At 64.1% G+C, this 20,086-nt stretch carries 21 protein-coding genes and 1 tRNA gene; 12 read left to right on the top strand and 10 right to left on the bottom strand.

Annotated elements, in window-relative coordinates:
• Positions 1-119 precede the first annotated feature (119 nt).
• The 3 genes from pgsA to uvrY all read right to left on the bottom strand — a co-directional run bounded on the left by pgsA (position 120) and on the right by uvrY (position 3,263).
• Complete coding sequence (gene pgsA / locus IP89_RS19260; RefSeq protein WP_043311337.1) at positions 120-680, bottom strand: CDP-diacylglycerol--glycerol-3-phosphate 3-phosphatidyltransferase; 561 nt, start codon at positions 678-680, stop codon at positions 120-122.
• 33 nt (positions 681-713) lie between these two features.
• Positions 714-2,549, bottom strand: coding sequence for an excinuclease ABC subunit UvrC (gene uvrC / locus IP89_RS19255; RefSeq protein WP_043311336.1), 1,836 nt, complete (start codon positions 2,547-2,549; stop codon positions 714-716).
• 69 nt (positions 2,550-2,618) lie between these two features.
• A complete protein-coding gene (gene uvrY / locus IP89_RS19250; protein WP_043311335.1) occupies positions 2,619-3,263 on the bottom strand; it encodes a UvrY/SirA/GacA family response regulator transcription factor in 645 nt (214 codons plus the stop codon).
• Positions 3,264-3,848: 585 nt separating this feature from the next.
• Here uvrY and IP89_RS19245 point away from each other — a divergent pair.
• Positions 3,849-5,039, top strand: a complete 1,191-nt coding sequence (locus tag IP89_RS19245; RefSeq protein WP_043311334.1) for a hypothetical protein — start codon at positions 3,849-3,851, stop codon at positions 5,037-5,039.
• Positions 5,040-5,108: 69 nt separating this feature from the next.
• On the opposite strand, the gene IP89_RS19240 is transcribed toward IP89_RS19245, so the two are convergent.
• Positions 5,109-5,198 (bottom strand) — tRNA-Ser (locus IP89_RS19240).
• A 122-nt stretch (positions 5,199-5,320) separates the two neighbouring features.
• On the opposite strand from IP89_RS19240, the gene IP89_RS19235 reads away from it, so the two are divergent.
• The 7 genes from IP89_RS19235 to IP89_RS19205 all read left to right on the top strand — a co-directional run bounded on the left by IP89_RS19235 (position 5,321) and on the right by IP89_RS19205 (position 9,533).
• Positions 5,321-5,989: a Bax inhibitor-1/YccA family protein gene (locus tag IP89_RS19235; protein ID WP_043311333.1), complete on the top strand. Its 669-nt coding sequence runs from the start codon at positions 5,321-5,323 to the stop codon at positions 5,987-5,989.
• A 90-nt stretch (positions 5,990-6,079) separates the two neighbouring features.
• The gene (gene tusD, locus IP89_RS19230; RefSeq protein ID WP_043311332.1) at positions 6,080-6,475 is read left to right on the top strand and encodes a sulfurtransferase complex subunit TusD; all 396 of its coding nucleotides are present in this window, start codon (positions 6,080-6,082) and stop codon (positions 6,473-6,475) included.
• Entirely contained in the window at positions 6,472-6,828 is a 357-nt protein-coding gene (gene tusC / locus IP89_RS19225) for a sulfurtransferase complex subunit TusC (protein ID WP_043311331.1), read from the top strand. Before tusD ends, tusC begins: the two co-directional genes overlap by 4 nt.
• Positions 6,828-7,127: a sulfurtransferase complex subunit TusB gene (gene tusB, locus IP89_RS19220; protein WP_043311330.1), complete on the top strand. Its 300-nt coding sequence runs from the start codon at positions 6,828-6,830 to the stop codon at positions 7,125-7,127. The genes tusC and tusB overlap by 1 nt, the downstream gene beginning before the upstream one ends.
• Positions 7,124-7,459: a TusE/DsrC/DsvC family sulfur relay protein gene (locus IP89_RS19215; RefSeq protein ID WP_043311329.1), complete on the top strand. Its 336-nt coding sequence runs from the start codon at positions 7,124-7,126 to the stop codon at positions 7,457-7,459. The genes tusB and IP89_RS19215 overlap by 4 nt, the downstream gene beginning before the upstream one ends.
• Positions 7,456-8,439 carry a glycosyl transferase family protein gene (locus IP89_RS19210; RefSeq protein ID WP_043311328.1) on the top strand — a complete coding sequence of 328 codons (984 nt, stop codon included), beginning with the start codon at positions 7,456-7,458 and terminating at the stop codon, positions 8,437-8,439. The genes IP89_RS19215 and IP89_RS19210 overlap by 4 nt, the downstream gene beginning before the upstream one ends.
• A gap of 89 nt (positions 8,440-8,528) precedes the next feature.
• Entirely contained in the window at positions 8,529-9,533 is a 1,005-nt protein-coding gene (locus IP89_RS19205) for a glutathione S-transferase family protein (protein ID WP_043311327.1), read from the top strand.
• A 3-nt stretch (positions 9,534-9,536) separates the two neighbouring features.
• Here IP89_RS19205 and cysG read toward each other — a convergent pair whose 3' ends face one another.
• The 6 genes from cysG to ftsK form a co-directional block, all read right to left on the bottom strand.
• On the bottom strand, positions 9,537-10,913 hold the full coding sequence (gene cysG, locus IP89_RS19200) for a siroheme synthase CysG (RefSeq protein ID WP_043311325.1): 1,377 nt from the start codon (positions 10,911-10,913) through the stop codon (positions 9,537-9,539).
• Between the two features lie 71 nt (positions 10,914-10,984).
• Positions 10,985-12,265 (bottom strand): serine--tRNA ligase, encoded by a 1,281-nt coding sequence (serS, locus tag IP89_RS19195; protein ID WP_043311324.1) that lies wholly within the window; start codon positions 12,263-12,265, stop codon positions 10,985-10,987.
• 13 nt (positions 12,266-12,278) lie between these two features.
• A complete protein-coding gene (gene crcB / locus IP89_RS19190; protein WP_043311323.1) occupies positions 12,279-12,653 on the bottom strand; it encodes a fluoride efflux transporter CrcB in 375 nt (124 codons plus the stop codon).
• On the bottom strand, positions 12,650-13,975 hold the full coding sequence (locus IP89_RS19185; protein ID WP_043311322.1) for a replication-associated recombination protein A: 1,326 nt from the start codon (positions 13,973-13,975) through the stop codon (positions 12,650-12,652). Before IP89_RS19185 ends, crcB begins: the two co-directional genes overlap by 4 nt.
• Positions 13,976-13,984: 9 nt before the next feature.
• The gene (gene lolA / locus IP89_RS19180; protein WP_043311321.1) at positions 13,985-14,611 is read right to left on the bottom strand and encodes an outer membrane lipoprotein chaperone LolA; all 627 of its coding nucleotides are present in this window, start codon (positions 14,609-14,611) and stop codon (positions 13,985-13,987) included.
• Positions 14,612-14,625: 14 nt separating this feature from the next.
• The gene (gene ftsK / locus IP89_RS19175) at positions 14,626-17,037 is read right to left on the bottom strand and encodes a DNA translocase FtsK (RefSeq protein WP_177326905.1); all 2,412 of its coding nucleotides are present in this window, start codon (positions 17,035-17,037) and stop codon (positions 14,626-14,628) included.
• Between the two features lie 204 nt (positions 17,038-17,241).
• Here ftsK and trxB point away from each other — a divergent pair, with 204 nt between their 5' ends.
• From trxB to infA, 4 genes are all read left to right on the top strand, one after another.
• Positions 17,242-18,189, top strand: a complete 948-nt coding sequence (trxB, locus tag IP89_RS19170; RefSeq protein WP_043311320.1) for a thioredoxin-disulfide reductase — start codon at positions 17,242-17,244, stop codon at positions 18,187-18,189.
• 44 nt (positions 18,190-18,233) lie between these two features.
• Positions 18,234-18,914, top strand: coding sequence for a leucyl/phenylalanyl-tRNA--protein transferase (gene aat / locus IP89_RS19165; RefSeq protein WP_043311319.1), 681 nt, complete (start codon positions 18,234-18,236; stop codon positions 18,912-18,914).
• A 64-nt stretch (positions 18,915-18,978) separates the two neighbouring features.
• Positions 18,979-19,686: an arginyltransferase gene (locus IP89_RS19160; protein ID WP_043311318.1), complete on the top strand. Its 708-nt coding sequence runs from the start codon at positions 18,979-18,981 to the stop codon at positions 19,684-19,686.
• Positions 19,687-19,809: 123 nt separating this feature from the next.
• The gene (gene infA / locus IP89_RS19155) at positions 19,810-20,028 is read left to right on the top strand and encodes a translation initiation factor IF-1 (protein WP_002553999.1); all 219 of its coding nucleotides are present in this window, start codon (positions 19,810-19,812) and stop codon (positions 20,026-20,028) included.
• Positions 20,029-20,086 lie beyond the last annotated feature (58 nt).

Raw genomic sequence — 20,086 nt, 5'->3', positions numbered from 1 at the left:
ACTCGCGACCCCGACCTTGGCAAGGTCGTGCTCTACCAACTGAGCTATTCCCGCGTCTTGGTGACGGGCGCCATTCTATAGGATCGAAACGCCGCGTCAACCCCTTGATTCAAAAAAGCTTATTTCTTTTCGGAGTCGATGCTGAGGTGCGGCCAGGCCGCCAGCAGATACTGCAGCATGGACCACAGGGTGAGTGCCGCGGCGATGATCAGCAGCACATAGCCACCCCCTACCCAGATGGTGAGTTGCGGCGGATTACCGAGCAGGATGACCAGCGCCACCATCTGCGCGGCAGTCTTCCACTTGCCCAGATTGGACACTGCCACATGAGCCCGTGCCCCCAACTCGGCCATCCACTCGCGCAGCGCAGAAACCACAATCTCACGCCCGATGATGATCACCGCCGGCAGGGTCAGCCACAGATTGGCGTGTTCTTCCACCAGCAGCACCAGTGCCACCGCTACCATCAGCTTGTCCGCCACCGGATCGAGGAAGGCGCCGAAGGGGGTGCTCTGCTCCCAGCGCCGCGCCAGGTAGCCGTCAAACCAATCGGTCACCGCCGCCAGGGCGAAGACCGCGCTGGCGGCCCAGTAGCTCCAGGCGAAAGGCAGATAGAAGAACAGGATGAAGACCGGAATCAGGGCGACGCGCAGTACGGTGAGCAGATTGGGGATATTCATCGGGACGACTGACCAGCGAAATGAGCCGGCATTCTACTCGCTGTGCAGGGCCGCATAAATCGACTCCGCCAGCTTTTTGCTGATGCCCGGCGCTTTGGCGATTTCCTCGATGCTCGCGCGATTGAGCTCCTGCAGACCGCCGAAGTGCTTGAGCAACTCGCGCCGGCGCTTGGGCCCGATGCCCGCCACATCCTCCAGACTCGAAGTGCGCCGCGCCTTACCCCGGCGGGCGCGGTGGCCGGTGATGGCGAAACGGTGCGCCTCGTCGCGGATCTGCTGGATCAGGTGCAAGGCCGGCGAGTCGGCCGGCAGGGTGAACTCGTGATCGGCATCGTTGAGATAGAGCGTCTCCAGCCCCGGCTTGCGGGTCACGCCCTTGGCCACACCGAGCAGGATCAGCTCAGGCACCGCCAGCTCCTGCAGCACCTCACGGGCCATGGACAGCTGCCCCTTGCCGCCGTCCACCAGGAGGATGTCCGGCAACTTGCCCTCACCATCCTTGAGTTTGCTGAAGCGGCGCGTCAGGGCCTGGTGCATGGCCGCATAGTCGTCACCGGCGGTGACACCTTCGATGTTGTAGCGGCGATAATCGGACTTGAGCGGCCCCTCCGGCCCGAACACCACGCAGGAGGCCACAGTGGCCTCGCCGCTGGAGTGGCTGATGTCATAGCACTCCAGGCGCTGCGGCGGCTCGTCCAGGTTCAGCGCCTCGGCCAGCGCGTCGAAACGCGCCGCCACGTGCTGCCGGTTGGCCAGGCGTGCAGCGAGAGCCTGCTCGGCATTGGTCACCGCCAACTGCTGCCAGCGCGCACGCGTCGCACGCACCCGATGACTGATGGCGATCTCGCGACCACGTAGCTCGGCGATGGCCGCCGCCACTGTCGGCAGGTCCTCGTGGGTAACGTTGACGATCAGCTCGCTCGGCAGGTCGCGCTCATGGCTGGAAAGGTAGTACTGGGCGAGGAACGCCGAGAGCACTGCACCGCCCTCCTCCTCGATGCCCACCTGCGGGAAGAAATTCTTGCTGCCCAGCACCCGCCCACCACGCACGCTGATCAGATGCACGCAGGCGCCGCCCGGGTTGACGATGGCAGCCACTACGTCGACATCGCCAGTGCCGCCTTCCATGCTCTGCTGATCCTGCACGCGGCGCAGCAACACGACCTGGTCCCGCAGCTCGGCCGCACGCTCGAACTCCAGGTTCATCGCCGCGCGCTCCATGGCTCCGGACAGCTCCTCGGCCAGGGCATTGCTGCGCCCCTCGAGGAACATGACCGAGTGGCGCACGTCCTCGGCGTATTCCTCCGGCTCGACCAGGCCAACGCAGGGCGCCTTGCAGCGCTTGATCTGGTACTGCAGGCACGGCCGGGTGCGGTTCTTGAAGTAGCTGTCCTCGCACTGGCGCACCAGGAAGGTCTTCTGCAACAGATTGAGGCTTTCGCGAATGGCGCCAGCGCTGGGATAAGGCCCGAAATAACGACCCTTTTCCTTCTTCGCCCCGCGATGGATGCCCAGGCGCGGGTAGTCACCATCGGATAACAGGACATAAGGGTAGGATTTGTCGTCGCGCAGCAGGATGTTGTACGGCGGCCGCCATTGCTTGATCAGGGTCTGCTCGAGCAGCAGGGCCTCTGTCTCGTTGGCCACGATGGTGGTCTCGACCTGGGCGATGCGCGCCACCAGAGCAGCGGTCTTGGGTGCCAGGCCAGTCTTGCGGAAGTAGCTGGCCAGGCGCTTCTTCAGGTTCGCGGCCTTGCCGACATAGAGCAGCTTGCCGGCCTCGTCGAACATCCGATAGACACCCGGCCGGCCACTGCAGGTAGCCAGGAAGGCGCTCGGATCGAAAGGTGCGACAGGCGTGGAGGTCATCTGAATCAGCAGGCCAGAAAGACAAAGAGGACGCAGTTTACGTCCTCTTCATGGGCTTGCCTAAGGCTCTCAGCCGACGGCGTCGACCATGCCATGGCGCACAGCCAGCAACGCCAGCTCCACGTCGCTGGTGATCGAGAGTTTCTCGTAGATGCGATAGCGATAGGTATTCACCGTTTTCGGCGACAGGCAGAGCTTGTCGGAAATGGTCTGCACCTTCTGGCAATTGGCGATCATCAGGGCGATCTGAATCTCGCGCTCGGACAGCAGATCGAAAGGCGAACCGCCACCATTTGGCTGGAATGATTTCAGCGCCAGCTGCTGGGCGATCTGCGGGCTGAGATAACGCTGACCGGCGAATGCCATGCGGATGGCCTGCACCATCTCCTCCAGCGCGGCGCCTTTGGTCAAATAGCCGGCAGCCCCAGCCTGCAGCAGGCGAGTCGGGAAAAGATCATCCTCACAGGCGGTGACCGCGACGACCTTCAGCTCAGGATGGCTGCGCAGCAGCTTGCGGGTGGCTTCCAGGCCACCGATGCCGGGCATTTTCACGTCCATCAGGACCACGTCCGGGCGCAGCTCGCGCACCTTCTTCAGCGCCTCTTCCCCGGAGTCGGCCTGACCAATCACCTGCAGACCATCGATATCCGCCAGCATCCGGGTAATACCGGTTCTGACCAGATCGTGATCGTCGACCACCAGCACCTTAATCAAGCGACACCTCGCTGCACCATTGTCGCAACACAGCAATCAATGAACTGAGATTGGCGCATTCGCGCCAGAAAGCAAACGCCAGAAAACCGTGCCCGGCGAGCAACTCGCAGTGGAAAGAGGCTATTAGCCAGCTCACCAAAGGGATCGCAGTTCGTTGCCTTCGCTGCCCGATTTCGTCCTGAAATCAGACCAGCAAGAAGCTCGGAATGTTACACGCATACAACCCACCCAGCAAAACCGGATACATGTCGAACAAAGGCCCGCAAGGACAATAAAATTCATAAATATCATTAACTTAGCGGAATACCTGGCAATCCTGAGCGCGCCCCGCGCGAAAAATCATTCCTCACTCACTCTGCTCACTCGAAAGCAGCCAAGGGAACTCATGGAGATACGCGGCATCGACAACCTGGCGTAACGCCAAAAGCCAATACAGCGATGCAGGAACCGGCAATGACGATGATTAGACGAGCATGGATGCTGGGCCTCGTAGCCCTTGTGGCCGGGTGTTCGCTCTCACTCAAACCACCCTCTTCCGTTGAACTAGCCCGCGACGGCAGGCATCGGGAAGCGGCAGAACTCAACATGAGCGAGGCACGCCGCAGCGAGGAGCGGCAATTCTGGAGTAGCGCCGCGTCTTACTACCTCATGGCGGCCGACAATTATCGGCAAAATGCCATGCCCGACCACGAGCTCGCCGCACTGACCGATGGCCACCGAGCCGCACTGAAGGCCTGGCAGCAGCCGGAAGAGATCACCGACAGCACGCCTCGCGCGGGCGCACTACTCACCCAGGCCGAAGGTCGCTTGGCCGAGTACTGGCAAGGACGAGACAAACGCAAGGCACTTGAGCACTACCAGACGCTGCTCAAGCGGCAGGACGATGTACGCATGCTCTACAGCGCCCCCGGCCTGGAGCTGGCCAAAGCGGCTAGCCGTTCCGAAGCAATCGGTCGACCGGTCCTAACCATGCGACTCTACCTGTTCGGCCTATCCGGCCAATATGCAGAAGAGGCAGACCTCTATCAGCAACTGGCCATCGAGTTCGCTCGTAGGAACGGCTACTCCAAGGAGGCTCGACAACTGCAGAAGCGCCAGGCACGAGTGAAACAGCTGCAGGCCGACCCGAGCGCTCGACAGCGCGATGCCTCGCCAGAAGAACAACTGCGTGTTACCGAGCTGAAGAGTGCACGCTATGCCCAGCTAGACGAAGCGATGCTGGCTGCGGTCTATGCCGATCAAAAAGCGCGCCAGGGCCGCGCCCTAGGCCAGAGTAGTGCTCCAGGGCAAAACGAAGCAGTACGCAACAAGGGAATCAAACGCCTAGCAAGCGCCCTGGCCGCAGTTGGCGGATCCATGCCAGCCAGCCGAACCACATCTGCCCCCACGCCCGCACAGAGCGCAGCCGCCGTAAACGGTTGCATCCAGATCAGCAGTGGCGGCCCGAACACCATCACCCTGATCAACAACTGCAACCACAATGTAGGCGTCGCCTGGTGCTACATACCCGCCCCGGGAGCACTGCAGTCAGACAAACATCCGCTGCAAGCCAACCAGATCTGCATCCACAACGGCACCGACTTCCCCAGCGTCGTCCTCGGCAGGTCGGCCGTCGATGCGGACCTGTCGAAGACCCACCATTCGTGGGAACTGCCCTACAGCCAGAACACCATCTACCACATCGCTTGCAATGCCGGCGCAGATGGCAAGGGCCTGCCGCGCATCACCGGTTTCGACGACAACCTGCAGGGCAGCTGCCCGGCTCTGACCGACTAGAAAGCGCATCGAGCAGCTTTCTTCGGGCACAAAAAAGGGCCTAGACATCGTCTAGGCCCTTTTCAAATTTGGTGGAGGGCCAGGGATTCGAACCCTGGGAACGCTTTCACGTTCGACGGTTTTCAAGACCGTTGCATTCAACCGCTCTGCCAACCCTCCGCATTTGCGGGTCGCCATACTACCCGAACGCAACACACTGTCAAACTCTCGGCATTGGCAGTGGGAAATGCTCTGTTATGATCGGGTTGACCACGGATTTTCACCCCCTCAGGAGGGATGCCATGCACGAACAGGACTACGCACTCGCCCACGCGCAGGCGGACCAGCTGGAAACCAGCAAGGTTCTGCGCAACACCTATGGCCTGCTGGCCATGACCCTGGTGTTCAGCGCGCTCTGCGCCTTCTTCAGCGCCCAACTGAACCTGCCGCACCCCGGCTTCATCGTTACCTTGGTCGGCTTCTACGGCCTGTTCTTCCTCACCGCCAAGTTGCGTAACAGCGGCTGGGGCCTGCTCACCACCTTCGCCCTGACCGGCTTCATGGGCTACGTACTGGGCCCGATCCTCAACATGTACCTGGGCATGGCCAATGGCGGCGAGCTGATCGCCAGCGCTCTGGGCATGACCGCACTAGTGTTCTTCGGCCTGTCCGCCTACGTGCTGACTACCCGCAAGGACATGAGCTTCCTCGGCGGCTTCATCACTGCCGGCTTCTTCGTCCTACTGGGCGCCATGATCGCGGGCTTCTTCTTCCAGATCAGCGGCCTGCAACTGGCTATCAGCGCCGGCTTCGTGCTGTTCTCGTCGGCCTGCATCCTGTTCCAGACCAGCGCCATCATCCATGGCGGCGAACGCAACTACGTGATGGCCACCATCAGCCTGTACGTATCGATCTACAACCTGTTCATCAGCCTGCTGCAGATCTTCGGCATCATGGGCAGCGACGACTGATTCGCCGCACCGTTGAACGAGCCCGCTTCGGCGGGCTTTTTCATGCCTCGACGTTTATCATGGCGGCATTGCAACGGCCGCAGACCCGCCATGAAGTTCGCCATCGCCCTGTTCGCTCCCGCCCACGCCCCCTCTTCGCGCCGCGCCCTGCGCTTCGCTCAGGCAGCGCTGGATGGCGGCCACGAAATCGTTCGCCTGTTCTTCTATCAGGACGGTGTGCACAGCGCCTCCAGCAATGCGGTGAGCCCACAGGACGAACTGGACCTGGCCGGCGAATGGCGCGGCTTCGTCCAGCAGCACGGCCTGGATGCCGTGGTCTGTATCGCCGCTGCGCTGCGCCGTGGCGTGCTCAATAGCGAAGAAGCGCAGCGCTACGGCAAACCGGCCGCCAACCTGGATAAACCCTGGGAACTGTCCGGCCTCGGCCAGCTGCATGAGGCAGCGCAGATGGCGGACCGCCTGGTCTGTTTCGGAGGCCAGTCATGAAGTCGATGCTGATCATCAGCCGCCAGGCACCCTGGGCCGGCCCCGGCGCCCGTGAAGCGCTGGATATCGTCCTGGCCGGTGGCGCCTTCGATCTGCCGCTGGGCTTGCTGTTTCTCGACGATGGCGTGTTCCAGCTGGTCGCAGGCCAGCAGGCCAGCGCACTGCAGCAGAAGGACCTGACCGCCAACCTGCAGGCCCTGCCACTGTTCGGTGTGGAGGAGCTGTTCGTCTCTGCCCGCAGCCTGGCCGAGCGCGGCCTGGGCGACTCCCAGCTGGCCCTGCCTGCCGAGAAGCTCGACGATGCCGCCCTCACCCAGCTTCTCGACCGCTTCGATCAGGTGGTAACTATCTGATGGCCACACTGCACCTGCTCTCCCACTCGCCCTTCAGTGACAGCCGTCTGGCCAGCTGCCTGCGCCTGCTCGGTCCCGACGACGGCGTACTGCTGAGCGGCGACGCGGTCTACGCCCTGCAGCCCGGCACCGCCCAGCTGCAGGCCCTGGAGCTGATGCCCGCCGGCATCGCCCTGTATGCCCTCGACGAGGACCTACAGGCCCGCGCCCTGAACGCACCAGCCCGCGCCCAGACCATCGACTATCCAGCCTTCGTTGAGCTCTGCGGCCGCTACGCCAAGGTCAACAGCTGGCTATGAGTACGCTGTCGATCGACGGGCGCGAGATCGCCCTGGACAAGGACGGCTTCCTCGTCGAGCTGAGCGATTGGTCGCCAGCCACCGCCGAAGCCCTGGCCGCCCGCGAGAAGCTGCAGCTGTCCGCCGAACACTGGGAAATCCTCGAGCTGCTACGCGCCTTCTACGCCGAATTCCAGCTGTCGCCGGCCACCCGCCCGCTGATCAAGTACATGGCCCTCAAGCTGGGCCCGGACAAAGGCAACAGCCTGCACCTCAACCGCCTGTTCAAGGGCACCCCCGCCAAACTCGCCGCCAAGCTGGCCGGCCTGCCCAAGCCTACGAATTGCCTATGAACCTCGTCGCCCCACCGGAACACCCCTTCGCCCAGTTCGTGCGCATCCTCGGCAAGGGCAAGCGCGGCGCGCGCAGCATGACCCGCGAGGAGGCGCGTGAGGCCATGGGCATGCTGCTCGACGGCAAGGTCGAAGACACCCAGCTGGGTGCCTTCCTCATGCTGCTACGGCACAAGGAAGAGAGCGCCGAGGAGCTGGCCGGCTTCACCGAGGCCATCCGCGCATGCCTGGATGCACCGCAGATCGCCGTGGACATCGACTGGCCGACCTACGCCGGCAAGAAGCGCCACCTACCCTGGTTCCTGCTGGCGATCAAGGCGCTGGCCAACAGTGGCCTGCGCATCCTGATCCACGGCGGCGGCGCTCATACCGCCGGGCGCCTGTACAGCGAACAGCTGCTGCAGACACTGGAGATCCCGCTGTGCGCCGACTGGAACGAAGTCGGCGCAGCGCTGGATCGCCACAACCTGGCCTTCACCCCGCTGGGCGCCTGGGCGCCGCAGCTGCAACGGATGATCGACCTGCGCAACACCCTGGGCCTGCGCTCGCCGATCCACTCGCTGGCGCGCATCCTCAACCCGCTGGGCGCACGAGTCGGCCTGCAGAGCATCTTCCACCCCGGCTACCAGGCGGTGCACCGCGAGGCCAGCCAGCTGCTCGGCGACCACGCCATCGTGGTCAAGGGCGAAGGCGGCGAGATCGAGGTCAACCCGGACGGCACCTGCCACCTGTACGGCACCGAGAATGGAGAGAACTGGGACGAAGAGTGGCCCGCCCTCTCCGCCCAACGCCACGTCAAGCCGGAGAGACTGGAACCGCAACAGCTGCTGGCCTTCTGGCGCGGTGAACATAGCGAGAGCTACGGCGAGCTCGCGGTGCTCAGCAGCATGGCCCTGGCCCTGCGTGGGCTGGGTCTGAACCGCGAGACAGCCTTCGCCGAGGCCCGTCAACGCTGGGATGCGCGCCACCAATCGATCTGATCGATAGTTGCAACCCTGATTTTGCGCTTTTTCATCGAACACAAATCCATAGACTGGGCTCCAACAGTTATCTGCAAAGGGAGCCCGCCATGGGACAGCTCATCGAAGGCCGCTGGCACGACCAGTGGTACGACACCAGCAAGGACGGCCGCTTCCAGCGTGAGAACGCCCAGCGCCGCAACTGGATCACCGCCGACGGCAGCCCAGGCCCGAGCGGCGAAGGCGGCTTCCGCGCCAAAGCCGGCCGTTACCACCTCTACGTTTCCCTGGCCTGCCCCTGGGCCCACCGCACGCTGATCTACCGCCAGCTCAAGGGCCTGGACGGGCTGATCGACGTCTCGGTGGTCAGCTGGCTGATGCGCGAACAGGGCTGGACCTTCGATGCCGAGACCGGCTCCAGCGGCGATGCCCTGGACGGCCTGCACTTCCTGCACCAGCGCTACACTCTCGACGATCCACGTTACACCGGCCGGGTTACCGTGCCGCTGCTGTGGGACAAGCAGCAACAGCGCATCGTCAGCAACGAGTCGGCGGAGATCATCCGCATGTTCAACTCGGCCTTCGACGGCATCACCGGCAACGATCTGGACCTCTATCCAGAAGCGCTGCGCGGCGAGATCGACGCACTCAACGCACGCATCTACCCGGCGGTGAACAACGGCGTGTACCGCGCCGGCTTCGCCACCACCCAGGAAGCCTATGCAGAGGCCTTCGGCACGCTGTTCGATGAGCTGGATCAGCTGGAGCAGCTACTGAGTAAGCGACGCTACCTGGCCGGCGAGCACCTGACCGAAGCCGATATCCGCCTGTTCACCACGCTGATTCGCTTCGACGCGGTCTACCACGGGCACTTCAAGTGCAACCTGCGGCGCCTGGCGGACTACCCCAACCTGAGCGGCTGGCTGCGCGAGCTGTACCAACTGCCGGGCGTGGCGCAGACCGTGGACTTCCAGCACATCAAGCACCACTACTACGCCAGCCACCGCACAATCAACCCGACCGGTGTCGTACCGCTGGGCCCGCAGCAGAGCTTCGCCGGCGCCCACGACCGCGAACACCTGAGCGGCCAGGGCATCGCCCGAAAAGCGCGCTGAGACTCAGACCTGGTCGAACCAGGCCAGCTTCTCGCGCAGGGTGACCACTTCGCCGACGATCACCAGGGTCGGCGCGTGCACCTCGTGCTCCGCCACCAGCTGCGGCAGATTGGCCAGGGTGCCAGTGAACACCCGCTGGTTCTGCGTGGTGCCTTGCTGCACCAGGGCCGCCGGCGTGTCGGCGGACCGGCCATGGGCGATCAGCTCCTGGCAGATGCTCGGCAGGCCCACCAGGCCCATGTAGAACACCAGGGTCTGGCCCGGCGCTACCAGATCGGTCCAGGGCAGATCGGTGCTGCCATCCTTGAGGTGGCCGGTGACGAAGCGCACTGACTGGGCATGGTCGCGGTGGGTCAACGGGATACCGGCATAGGCCGCGCAACCCGAAGCCGCGGTGATGCCCGGCACCACCTGGAACTGGATACCCTCGGCCGCCAGTTGCTCGATCTCCTCGCCGCCACGACCGAAGATGAACGGGTCACCGCCTTTCAGGCGCAGCACACGCTTGCCCTGCTTGGCCAGGTCGACCAGTAGCTGGTTGATCTCGTCCTGCGGCACCGCGTGCTCCGAGCGGCGCTTGCCGACGTAAACGCGCTCGGCGTCGCGACGGCACAGCTCGATGATCGCCGGCGCCACCAGGCGGTCATAGAGCACCACATCGGCCTGCTGCATCAGGCGCAGGGCGCGGAAGGTCAGCAGGTCGGGATCACCCGGACCGGCACCGACCAGGTAGACCTCGCCCAGGGCGCGCGGTGCAGCGCCGGCGACCTTCTCTTCCAGCAGGCGATCGGCCTCGGCCAGCTTGCCGGCGAACACGCTCTCGGCGATCTGCCCCTGGAATACGTCTTCCCAGAACACTCGGCGTTGCTGCACATCGGGGAACAGCTGCTTGACCCGATCGCGGAATTTCTTCGCCAGGCTGGCCAGTTGGCCGTAGGTGGCGGGAATCCAGGTCTCGATCTTGGCGCGGATCAGCCGCGCCAGCACCGGCGCATCGCCACCGCTGGTCACCGCCACGATCAGCGGCGAACGGTCGACGATGGCCGGGAAGATCACGCTGCACAGCGCCGGGGCGTCCACCACGTTGACTGGAATGCCCAGCGCCTGGGCCTCGGCCGAGATGCGCGCATTGAGAGGCTCGTCGTCGGTGGCGGCGATTACCAGGACCACGCCCTGCAGGTCCGCCGACGCGTAGCCGCGCAGGAACACGCCCTCCTCGCCAGCCAGCTCACGCAGCTCGCCACGCACCTCCGGCGCCACCACGCGCAGCCGCCCACCGGCATCGCTGAGCAGGCGTGCCTTGCGCAGCGCCACCTCGCCGCCGCCGACGACCAGCACGGTGCGACCCTGAAGTTTGTGGAACAGCGGAAGGAAATCCATGACTCAATCTCACCAGAGGTAAAAAAACGGGGTGGCCATCGCCACCCCGCTATTGTGCGCTTGCTATCGACTCAGCCGATAACTTCGATGCCGCCCATGTAGGGTTTCAGCACTTCCGGCACGCGGATGCTGCCATCGGCCTGCTGGTAGTTCTCCAGTACCGCCACCAGGGTGCGACCTACCGCCAGGCCGGAGCCGTTGAGGGTGTGCACCAGCTCCGGCTTGCCGGTTTCCGGGTTGCGGAAACGCGCCTGCATGCGGCGGGCCTGGAAGTCGCCGCAGTTGGAGCAGGAGGAAATCTCGCGATACTTGTCCTGGCTCGGCACCCAGACTTCCAGGTCGTAGGTCTTCACGGCGCTGAAGCCCATGTCGCCGGTGCACAGGGCCAGCTTGCGGTACGGCAGTTCGAGCAGCTGCAACACGCGCTCGGCGTTGCCGGTCATGCCTTCCAGAGCCTCGAAGGAGGTGGCCGGATCGACGATCTGCACCATCTCGACCTTGTCGAACTGGTGCTGGCGGATCATGCCGCGGGTGTCGCGACCGGAGGCGCCGGCTTCGCTGCGGAAGCACGGGGTGTGGGCGACGAACTTCAGCGGCAACTGCTTGGCGTCGAGGATCTCGCCGGAGACGATGTTGGTCAGGGAGACCTCGGCGGTCGGGATCAGGTAGAAGTCCGCCTCGCCTTCGCGGGTGATCTTGAACAGGTCGTCCTCGAACTTCGGCAGCTGACCAGTGCCCTGCAGGGCCGGGGCCTGCACCAGATACGGGGTGTAGGCCTCCTCGTAGCCGTGCTCGCCGGTGTGCAGGTTGATCATGAACTGGGCCAGGGCGCGGTGCAGGCGGGCGATGGGGCCGCGCAGCAGAGCGAAACGCGCACCGGACAGCTTGGCGGCAGTCTCGAAGTCCAGCCAGCCGTGCTGTTCGCCGAGGGCGACGTGGTCCTTGATCTCGAAATCGAAGCTACGCGGGGTGCCCCAGCGCGCTACCTCGACGTTGCCGTCTTCGTCGGCACCGACCGGCACGGACTCGTGCGGCAGGTTGGGGATGTTCAGCAGCAGGTTGTCCAGCTCGGTCTGGATGGTGTCCAGCTCGCGCTTGCCCTCTTCCAGGTCGCTGCCCATCTTGTCGACTTCCGCCAGCAGCGGCGCGATGTCCTCGCCACGCGCCTTGGCCTGGCCGATGGACTTGGAACGGGCATTACGCTCGGCCTGCAGCTGTTCAGTGCGGGTCTGCACCGACTTGCGCTGGGACTCGAGCGCTTCGAAGCGCGCCACGTCCAGTTGGAAGCCACGGGTTGCCAGGCGATCCGCAATTTCCTGCAGTTGGGTACGGACCAGTTTGGAGTCGAGCATGGGAGGTTCTCGTTCAGAGCTTGGTTAATGTCAGGCCGGCCCAGGTGGCGAGCAGGCCGCCCAATACGCTGGCGGCTGCATAGCCGATGGCCATGGGTGCCTGGCCGTTTTCCAGCAGGCGCAGCGTGTCGAGCGAAAAGGATGAAAAGGTGGTCAGGCCGCCGAGGAAGCCGACCATCAACCCGGCGCGCAGCGCTTCCGGCACTTCCGGGCGCATCACGAACAGGCCATACAGATAGCCGATCAGCAGGCAACCGACCAGATTGACCGCCAGGGTAGCGCCGTAGAAATGCTGGGGAAAGTGGCTGGTGACCCAGTTGCCAGTGGCATAGCGCACCAGGGTACCGATCATGCCGCCCAGGGCGACGGCGAATACCACACCGATCATGGCTTGCGTCTCCGTCGCGGGCTGGCGGCATCCAGGCTGGCCAGATGGGCCAGCTTGTCGCGAATCTTCAACTCGAGGCCACGCGGCACCGGCTCGTAGTAACGGCGCGGCTCCAGTTCCTCGGGGAAATAGTCCTCGCCAGCGGCGTAGGCATCCGGCTCATCGTGGGCGTAGCGGTATTCCTCGCCATAGCCCAGCTGCTTCATCAGCTTGGTCGGCGCGTTGCGCAGGTGCAGCGGCACCTCCAGCGAACCGAACTCGGCTGCCTCGCGCAGGGCTGCCTTGAAGCCCATGTACACCGCGTTGCTCTTCGGCGCGCAGGCCAGGTAAACGATGGCCTGGGCCACCGCCAACTCACCCTCGGGGCTGCCGAGACGCTCCTGCACATCCCAGGCGTTGAGGCACAGGGTCAGGGCGCGCGGGTCGGCGTTGCCGATGTCCTCGCTGGCCATGCGCACCACGCGCCGCGCCAGGTACAGCGGGTCGCAACCGCCATCGATCATGCGTGCATACCAGTACAGCGCAGCGTCCGGGTTGGAGCCACGCACCGACTTGTGCAGCGCGGAAATCTGGTCGTAGAAGGCCTCGCCACCCTTGTCGAAGCGGCGACGGCTATCACCCAGCAGGTTGTGCAGCAGCTCCGGGCCCATCTCGCCACCGTCCTCGGCTAGGTCAGCGGCGTTCTCCAGCAGGTTGAGCAGGCGCCGGCCATCACCGTCGGCAGCGGCCAGCAGGATCTGGAAGCTCTCCTCGGGCAGCGACAGGTTGCGCTTGCCAAGGCCCTTGTCCTCACCCAGCGCGCGCTCCACCAGCTTGCGCATGGCCGCCTCGTCCAGGCTCTTCAGCACATAGACGCGGGCGCGCGACAGCAGCGCGTTGTTCAGCTCGAAAGAAGGATTTTCCGTCGTCGCGCCGATAAAAATCAGCGTGCCGTCTTCGACATAGGGCAGGAAGGCGTCCTGCTGACTCTTGTTGAAGCGGTGCACCTCGTCGACGAAGAGGATGGTGCGACGGCCGTATTGGGCGGCCTGCTGCTTGGCCACCTCCACCGACTGGCGGATTTCCTTCACGCCGGAGAGCACAGCGGAAATCGTCTCGAAGTGCGCCTCGGAGACCTGGGCCAGCAGCTTGGCCAGGGTGGTCTTGCCGACCCCGGGCGGCCCCCAGAAGATCATTGAGTGCAGTGCACCCTGCTCCAGCGCCTCGCGCAGCGGTTTGCCCTGCCCCAGTACGTGCTCCTGGCCGACGTATTCGTCCAGGCTGGTGGCGCGCAGACGCGCAGCCAGAGGCTGGGCGACGGGCACGGCACGGAACAGGTCCACCGAAACTCCTTATTCCTGGATGACGTCGGCGCCTTCCGGCACCTGGAAGTCGAACTGCGCGGCATCCAGCTTCTCGTTCAGCTTCACGCCGAGGAACAGGATGTTGGTGCGCTGGCCGATGCTGTCGATCAGCTGCATGTCGTTGATCACGCCCTTGCGGAACGACAGACGCAGGTTGTCGAACAGACTGTCCTTGGCCTTCGGCTTGAGGATGAAGTCGACCACGTCGCCGCCTTCCTTGTAGGTGATCTCGAAGTTCTCGCGGATCTTCGACACGTCACCGGACAGCAGCAGCGCCGGGGTGTGAGTCAGGCGCTGGTCGAGGGTCTGGATGGTCACCTGCATCAGGTCCGGGTCGTACAGCCAGACCTTCTGGCCGTTGGACACCAGCAGCTGCTCCTGCGGCGCATCGGTGTGCCAGCGGAACAGGCCCGGGCGCTTGAGCGCCATCTGCCCGGAGGTTTCCTGCAGCTGGGTACCGGAACCATCGAGGGTCAGCTGGGAGAAGCGCCCGGTCAGGGTCTGGGCCTGGTCGAGCAGGCCGGTCAGGCGCTTGACCGCGGCCTCGTCGTCGGCATGGGCAAGAACGGAACTGCAGGCCAGCGCGGCCAGCAGCAACATGCGAATCAGGCGCATGGAAATCCTCTTTGTCAGTCTCGGGACGGCCCCGGCGCTATGACCTCGCGCGAGCCGTTGGTGTTCATCGGGGTCACGACACCGGCCATTTCCATGGCCTCGATCATGCGCGCGGCGCGGTTGTAGCCGATCTTCAGCTTGCGCTGCACCGCGGAGATGGAGGCGCGGCGGCTTTCCAGGACGAAGTTGACAGCCTCGTCGTACAGAGGATCTTCCTCGCTGCCCTCGCCGCCTTCGCCACCGCCACTGCTGCCGTCGAAGCCGCTGCCAGCTTCTTCGACGCCGGCCAGAATGTCTTCGATGTAGTCCGGCGCGCCGCGCTGTTTCCAGGCCTCGACCACGCGGTGCACCTCGTCGTCGGAGACGAAAGCGCCATGCACGCGAATCGGCAGGCCAGTACCCGGCGGCAGGTAGAGCATGTCACCGTGGCCCAGCAGCTGTTCGGCGCCGCCCTGATCAAGGATGGTGCGCGAGTCGATCTTGCTCGATACCTGGAAGGCCATACGGGTCGGGATGTTGGCCTTGATCAGGCCGGTGATCACGTCCACCGACGGACGCTGGGTGGCGAGGATCAGGTGGATACCGGCGGCCCGCGCCTTCTGCGCGATACGCGCGATCAGTTCTTCGACCTTCTTGCCGACGATCATCATCATGTCGGCGAATTCGTCGACCACCACCACGATGGTCGGCAGGGTCTTCAGCAGCGGCGCCTCGTCTTCCATCGACTGGCGCTTGTACAGCGGGTCGGACAGCGGCGTACCAGCTTCCTCGGCGTCCTTCACCTTGCGGTTGAAGCCAGCCAGGTTACGCACGCCCATGGCCGCCATGAGCTTGTAGCGACGCTCCATCTCGGCCACCGACCAGCGCAGGGCGTTGGCGGCCTCCTTCATGTCGGTCACCACCGGGCACAGCAGGTGCGGGATGCCTTCGTAGATCGACAGTTCGAGCATTTTCGGGTCGATCATGATCATCCGCGCGTCTTCCGGGCCGGACTTGAACAGGATCGACAGGATCATGGCGTTGACGCCCACCGACTTACCGGAGCCGGTGGTACCGGCCACCAGCAGGTGCGGCATCTTGGCCAGGTCGGTGATCACCGGCTTGCCGCCGATATCGTGGCCCAGTGCCAGGGTGACAGGCGACTTGGCGTCGTCGTATTCCGGCGAGGACAGCACCTCGGAGAAGCGCACGATCTGGCGGTCCTCGTTGGGAATCTCGATACCGACGGTGGTCTTGCCCGGAATGACCTCGACCACCCGCACGCTGATCACTGCCAGCGAGCGCGCCAGGTCCTTGGCCAGGTTGGAGATGCGGCTGACCTTGACGCCGATGCCCGGCTGGATCTCGAAACGGGTGATCACCGGGCCCGGATGCACGGACTCCACCACCACTTCGACGCCGAACTCCTTGAGCTTGATCTCCAGCAGGCGCGACATGGCCTCCAGGGATTCGGGCGAGAAGCTCTTCTGCTTCTTCTCGGCTACGTCGAGGATGGAAATCGGTGGCAGGGTGCCGGCGACGGCGGCGCCATCCTCGAACAGCGATACCTGCTTCTCCTTGAGCACGCGCTTGCTCGGCTCGGCGGCCTTCGGTGGCGGCGGCGGAGCAATGACCGGAGCGACGCGGGTCTCGCGCTCGACCATGTGCTTGGCCAGAGTTTCCTCGCGCTCGATCAGGCGTTCCTTGACCTTGGCCTGCTCACGGCGATCCGGCACTACCGGCGCAGCAACTTCGGCGACACGCTCGTCCACTTCGCGCAGCTGAGCGACCAGCTGCTTGCGCTGCAGGCGCGCCTCCCACCAGCGGGTGATCAGGCTGTGCACCAGCTCGATCAGGTCGAGGGTGATCTTGCCGGTCAGGTCCATCAGCTTGAACCAGGACAGGTCGGTGAATACGGTCAGGCCGAACAGGAACAGGGCCAGGAACAGCAAGGTGCTGCCCTGCACGTTGAGCGCATCCTTGGCCAGGTGGCCGAGGCTTTCGCCCAGTGCGCCGCCTGCCGAGGCCGGCAGGCCGGGAGCGGACTGGAACTGGATATGCGCCAGGCCAGCACCGGCCAGGACCAGGAACACCAGGCCGATCATGCGCCAGGAGAACAGCCAGCCGCTCCACTGCCACGGCTCGTGGCGGTTACGGAATACCTGCCAGGTCTTCACTGCCAGCAGCAGCGGGAACACGTAGGCGAAATAGCCCAGCGCCATGAACAGGACGTCGGCGAACCAGGCACCGGCGCGGCCGGCGGCGTTCTGCACCTGCTGTGCGCTGCTGGTATGGCTCCAGCCCGGATCGTTCTGGTCGTAGGTCAGCAGAGCCATCCACAGGATCAGGCACAGTGCGCCGAGCGCGATCAATGCACCTTCCTTGAGGCGGTAATGCAATTGCTGACGCCAGACCGGAGCCTGGGCTGCTGAGCTGGAATTCTTCAAAAGGCTGTCATTCCTGCGCTTATGGCGCGATCGGTGGAACGCGCAAGGACGCGACTATTGTACAAATTTACAGGTGTCATGCCAGGCTACAGTGCCGTTTTGCCGGCCAATCCTGCTTCGGTGTAGGATACCCGGCTATCCCTTGCGTGCGGCCCAATTGGAGCATGCATTCTCTTTTGTGACAAAGGCTTATGGGGTCTTTTTATGAGCGAAGTCAAGCATTCCCGCCTGATCATCCTGGGCTCCGGCCCCGCCGGCTACACCGCCGCCGTGTACGCTGCCCGCGCCAACCTCAAGCCTGTCGTCATCACCGGCATCCAGCCCGGCGGCCAGCTGACCACCACCACCGAAGTCGACAACTGGCCCGGTGACGTTCACGGCCTGACCGGCCCGGCACTGATGCAGCGCATGCAGGAACACGCCGAGCGCTTCGACACCGAGATCGTCTACGACCATATCCATACCGCTGAGTTGCAGAGCAAGCCCTTCACCCTCAAGGGCGACAGTGGCACCTACACCTGCGACGCACTGATCATCGCCACCGGCGCCAGCGCCCAGTACCTGGGCCTGCCGTCCGAGGAAGCCTTCGCCGGCAAGGGCGTCTCCGCCTGCGCCACCTGCGATGGCTTCTTCTATCGCAACCAGGTGGTCTGCGTGATCGGCGGCGGCAACACCGCCGTCGAAGAAGCACTGTACCTGTCCAACATCGCCAAAGAAGTGCACCTGATCCACCGCCGCGACAAGCTGCGCTCGGAGAAGATCCTGCAGGACAAGCTGTTCGACAAGGCCGCCAACGGCAACGTGCGCCTGCACTGGAACCACACTCTGGACGAAGTGCTGGGCGACAACACCGGCGTTACCGGCGTGCGCCTGACCAACACCGTCGACGGCAGCAGCAAGGAGCTGCAGCTGGCTGGCGTATTCATCGCCATCGGCCACAAGCCCAACACCGACCTGTTCAAGGGCCAGCTGGAAATGCGCGACGGCTATCTGGTCGTCCAGAGCGGCAGCGAAGGCAATGCCACCGCGACCAGCACCGAGGGCGTGTTCGCCGCCGGCGACGTGGCCGACCACGTTTACCGCCAGGCCATCACCTCGGCCGGCGCCGGCTGCATGGCCGCGCTGGATGCCGAGAAGTATCTCGACGCCTGAGCCCGGAAGGCGGGTGCACTAGCGCCCGCCCTACCCTCCTCCGCATGCTGACCTGGCTGCAACGCGACTCGCTGGATTTCCCACCACTGGATCGCGCCCTGCACGAGCCCAACGGCTTGCTGGCTGCCGGCGGCGATCTATCCGCCGAACGCCTGATCGCCGCCTACCGTCATGGCTGCTTCCCCTGGTTCAACGAAGGCCAGCCACTGCTGTGGTGGTCGCCTGACCCGCGCACAGTTCTCTTTCCTGACGAATTCCATCTGTCCCGCAGCCTAGCCAAGCTGCTGCGCCAGCAACGCTATCGGGTGACCTTCGATCAGGATTTCGCCGCCGTCATCCACGGTTGCGCCGGACCGCGCGACTACGCCGACGGCACCTGGATCACCGACAGCATGCGCACCGCCTATCTGGAACTGCACCGCCGCGGCCTCGCCCACTCAGTGGAGGTCTGGCAGGACGACGAGTTAGTCGGCGGGCTCTACGGCCTGGCCATGGGCCGGCTGTTCTTCGGCGAATCCATGTTCAGCCGCGCCGACAACGTATCCAAGGTGGGTTTCGCCACGCTGGTGAGCAAACTGCGCGAATGGGACTTCGCCCTGATCGATTGCCAGATGCCGACCCAACACCTGCACAGCTTTGGCGCCCGCGCCATCGCACGCAGAGAGTTCGCCAGCTATCTGCAGCGCTATCTGGACCAGCCCAGCGGCGCCGACTGGCACGCATGACAGCGGGTGGTAGCACCCTCGGCCCTGGCATACACTTGCCCAAGAGGTTTTCCGAGGATCAGCCATGACCGAGCTGGCTCGACTCAAGTTCTACGCCACTCAGCCTCATCCATGCAGCTACCTGCCCGAGGAACAGGCCACCACCCTGTTCCTCGATCCCAGCCAGCCAATGGATGTGGAGGTCTATGCCGAGCTTTCGGAAATGGGTTTTCGCCGCAGCGGCGATCACCTCTATCGCCCGCACTGCCAGCGCTGCACAGCCTGCGTTCCGGCACGCATACCCGCTGACCAATTCATCCCCAGCCGCCAGCAGAAGCGCATCCTCAAGCGCAACGCAGATATCCAGGTACGCGCCGTGCGCCCGGCGTTCAACGAGGAGTATTACGCCCTCTACGTGCGTTATATCGAGCAGCGCCACGCCGACGGCGACATGTATCCGCCGAGCCGCGACCAGTTCAGCACCTTCCTGGTTCGCGACCTGCCCTTCGCTCGCTTCTACGAGTTCCGCCTGGCCGGCCGTCTGGTCGCAGTAGCCGTCACCGACGCACTGCCCAACGGCCTGTCGGCCGTCTACACCTTCTACGACCCCGCCGAGGAGCGCCGCAGCCTGGGCCGCTTTGCCATTCTCTGGCAGATCGGCGAGACCGCACGTCTGGGCCTGCAAGCTGTCTATCTCGGTTACTGGATCAAGAATTGCCGGAAGATGAGCTACAAGACCCAGTACCGCCCCATCGAGCTGTTCGTCAATCAGCGCTGGGTCGTTCTGACCTGAGCCGGCCATTTCCCGACCTTCCAGCCACTTGGCGGCCCTTACCCTTTTCGGGCACAATGCACGCCGCTTTTGCTCGGGCGCCGTTGCACCGAGCCAATCTTTGAATACCGAGGGCTTTACTGCATGTCGAAAGAAGACAGCTTCGAAATGGAAGGTACTGTCGTCGACACCCTGCCTAACACCATGTTCCGTGTGGAGTTGGAAAACGGGCACGTCGTTACCGCGCACATCTCCGGCAAGATGCGCAAGAACTACATCCGCATTCTGACTGGCGACAAGGTCCGCGTTGAACTGACGCCGTACGACCTGAGCAAGGGCCGCATCACCTATCGCGCCCGCTGATTCCCGCAACGCGGAATCCGAATGCAAAAACGCCCGGCAATGCCGGGCGTTTTCGTTT

The organism is Pseudomonas sp. ML96 (genome assembly GCF_000761545.1).
GTDB lineage: Bacteria > Pseudomonadota > Gammaproteobacteria > Pseudomonadales > Pseudomonadaceae > Aquipseudomonas.
This window is presented reverse-complemented; position numbering and strand designations above follow the sequence as displayed.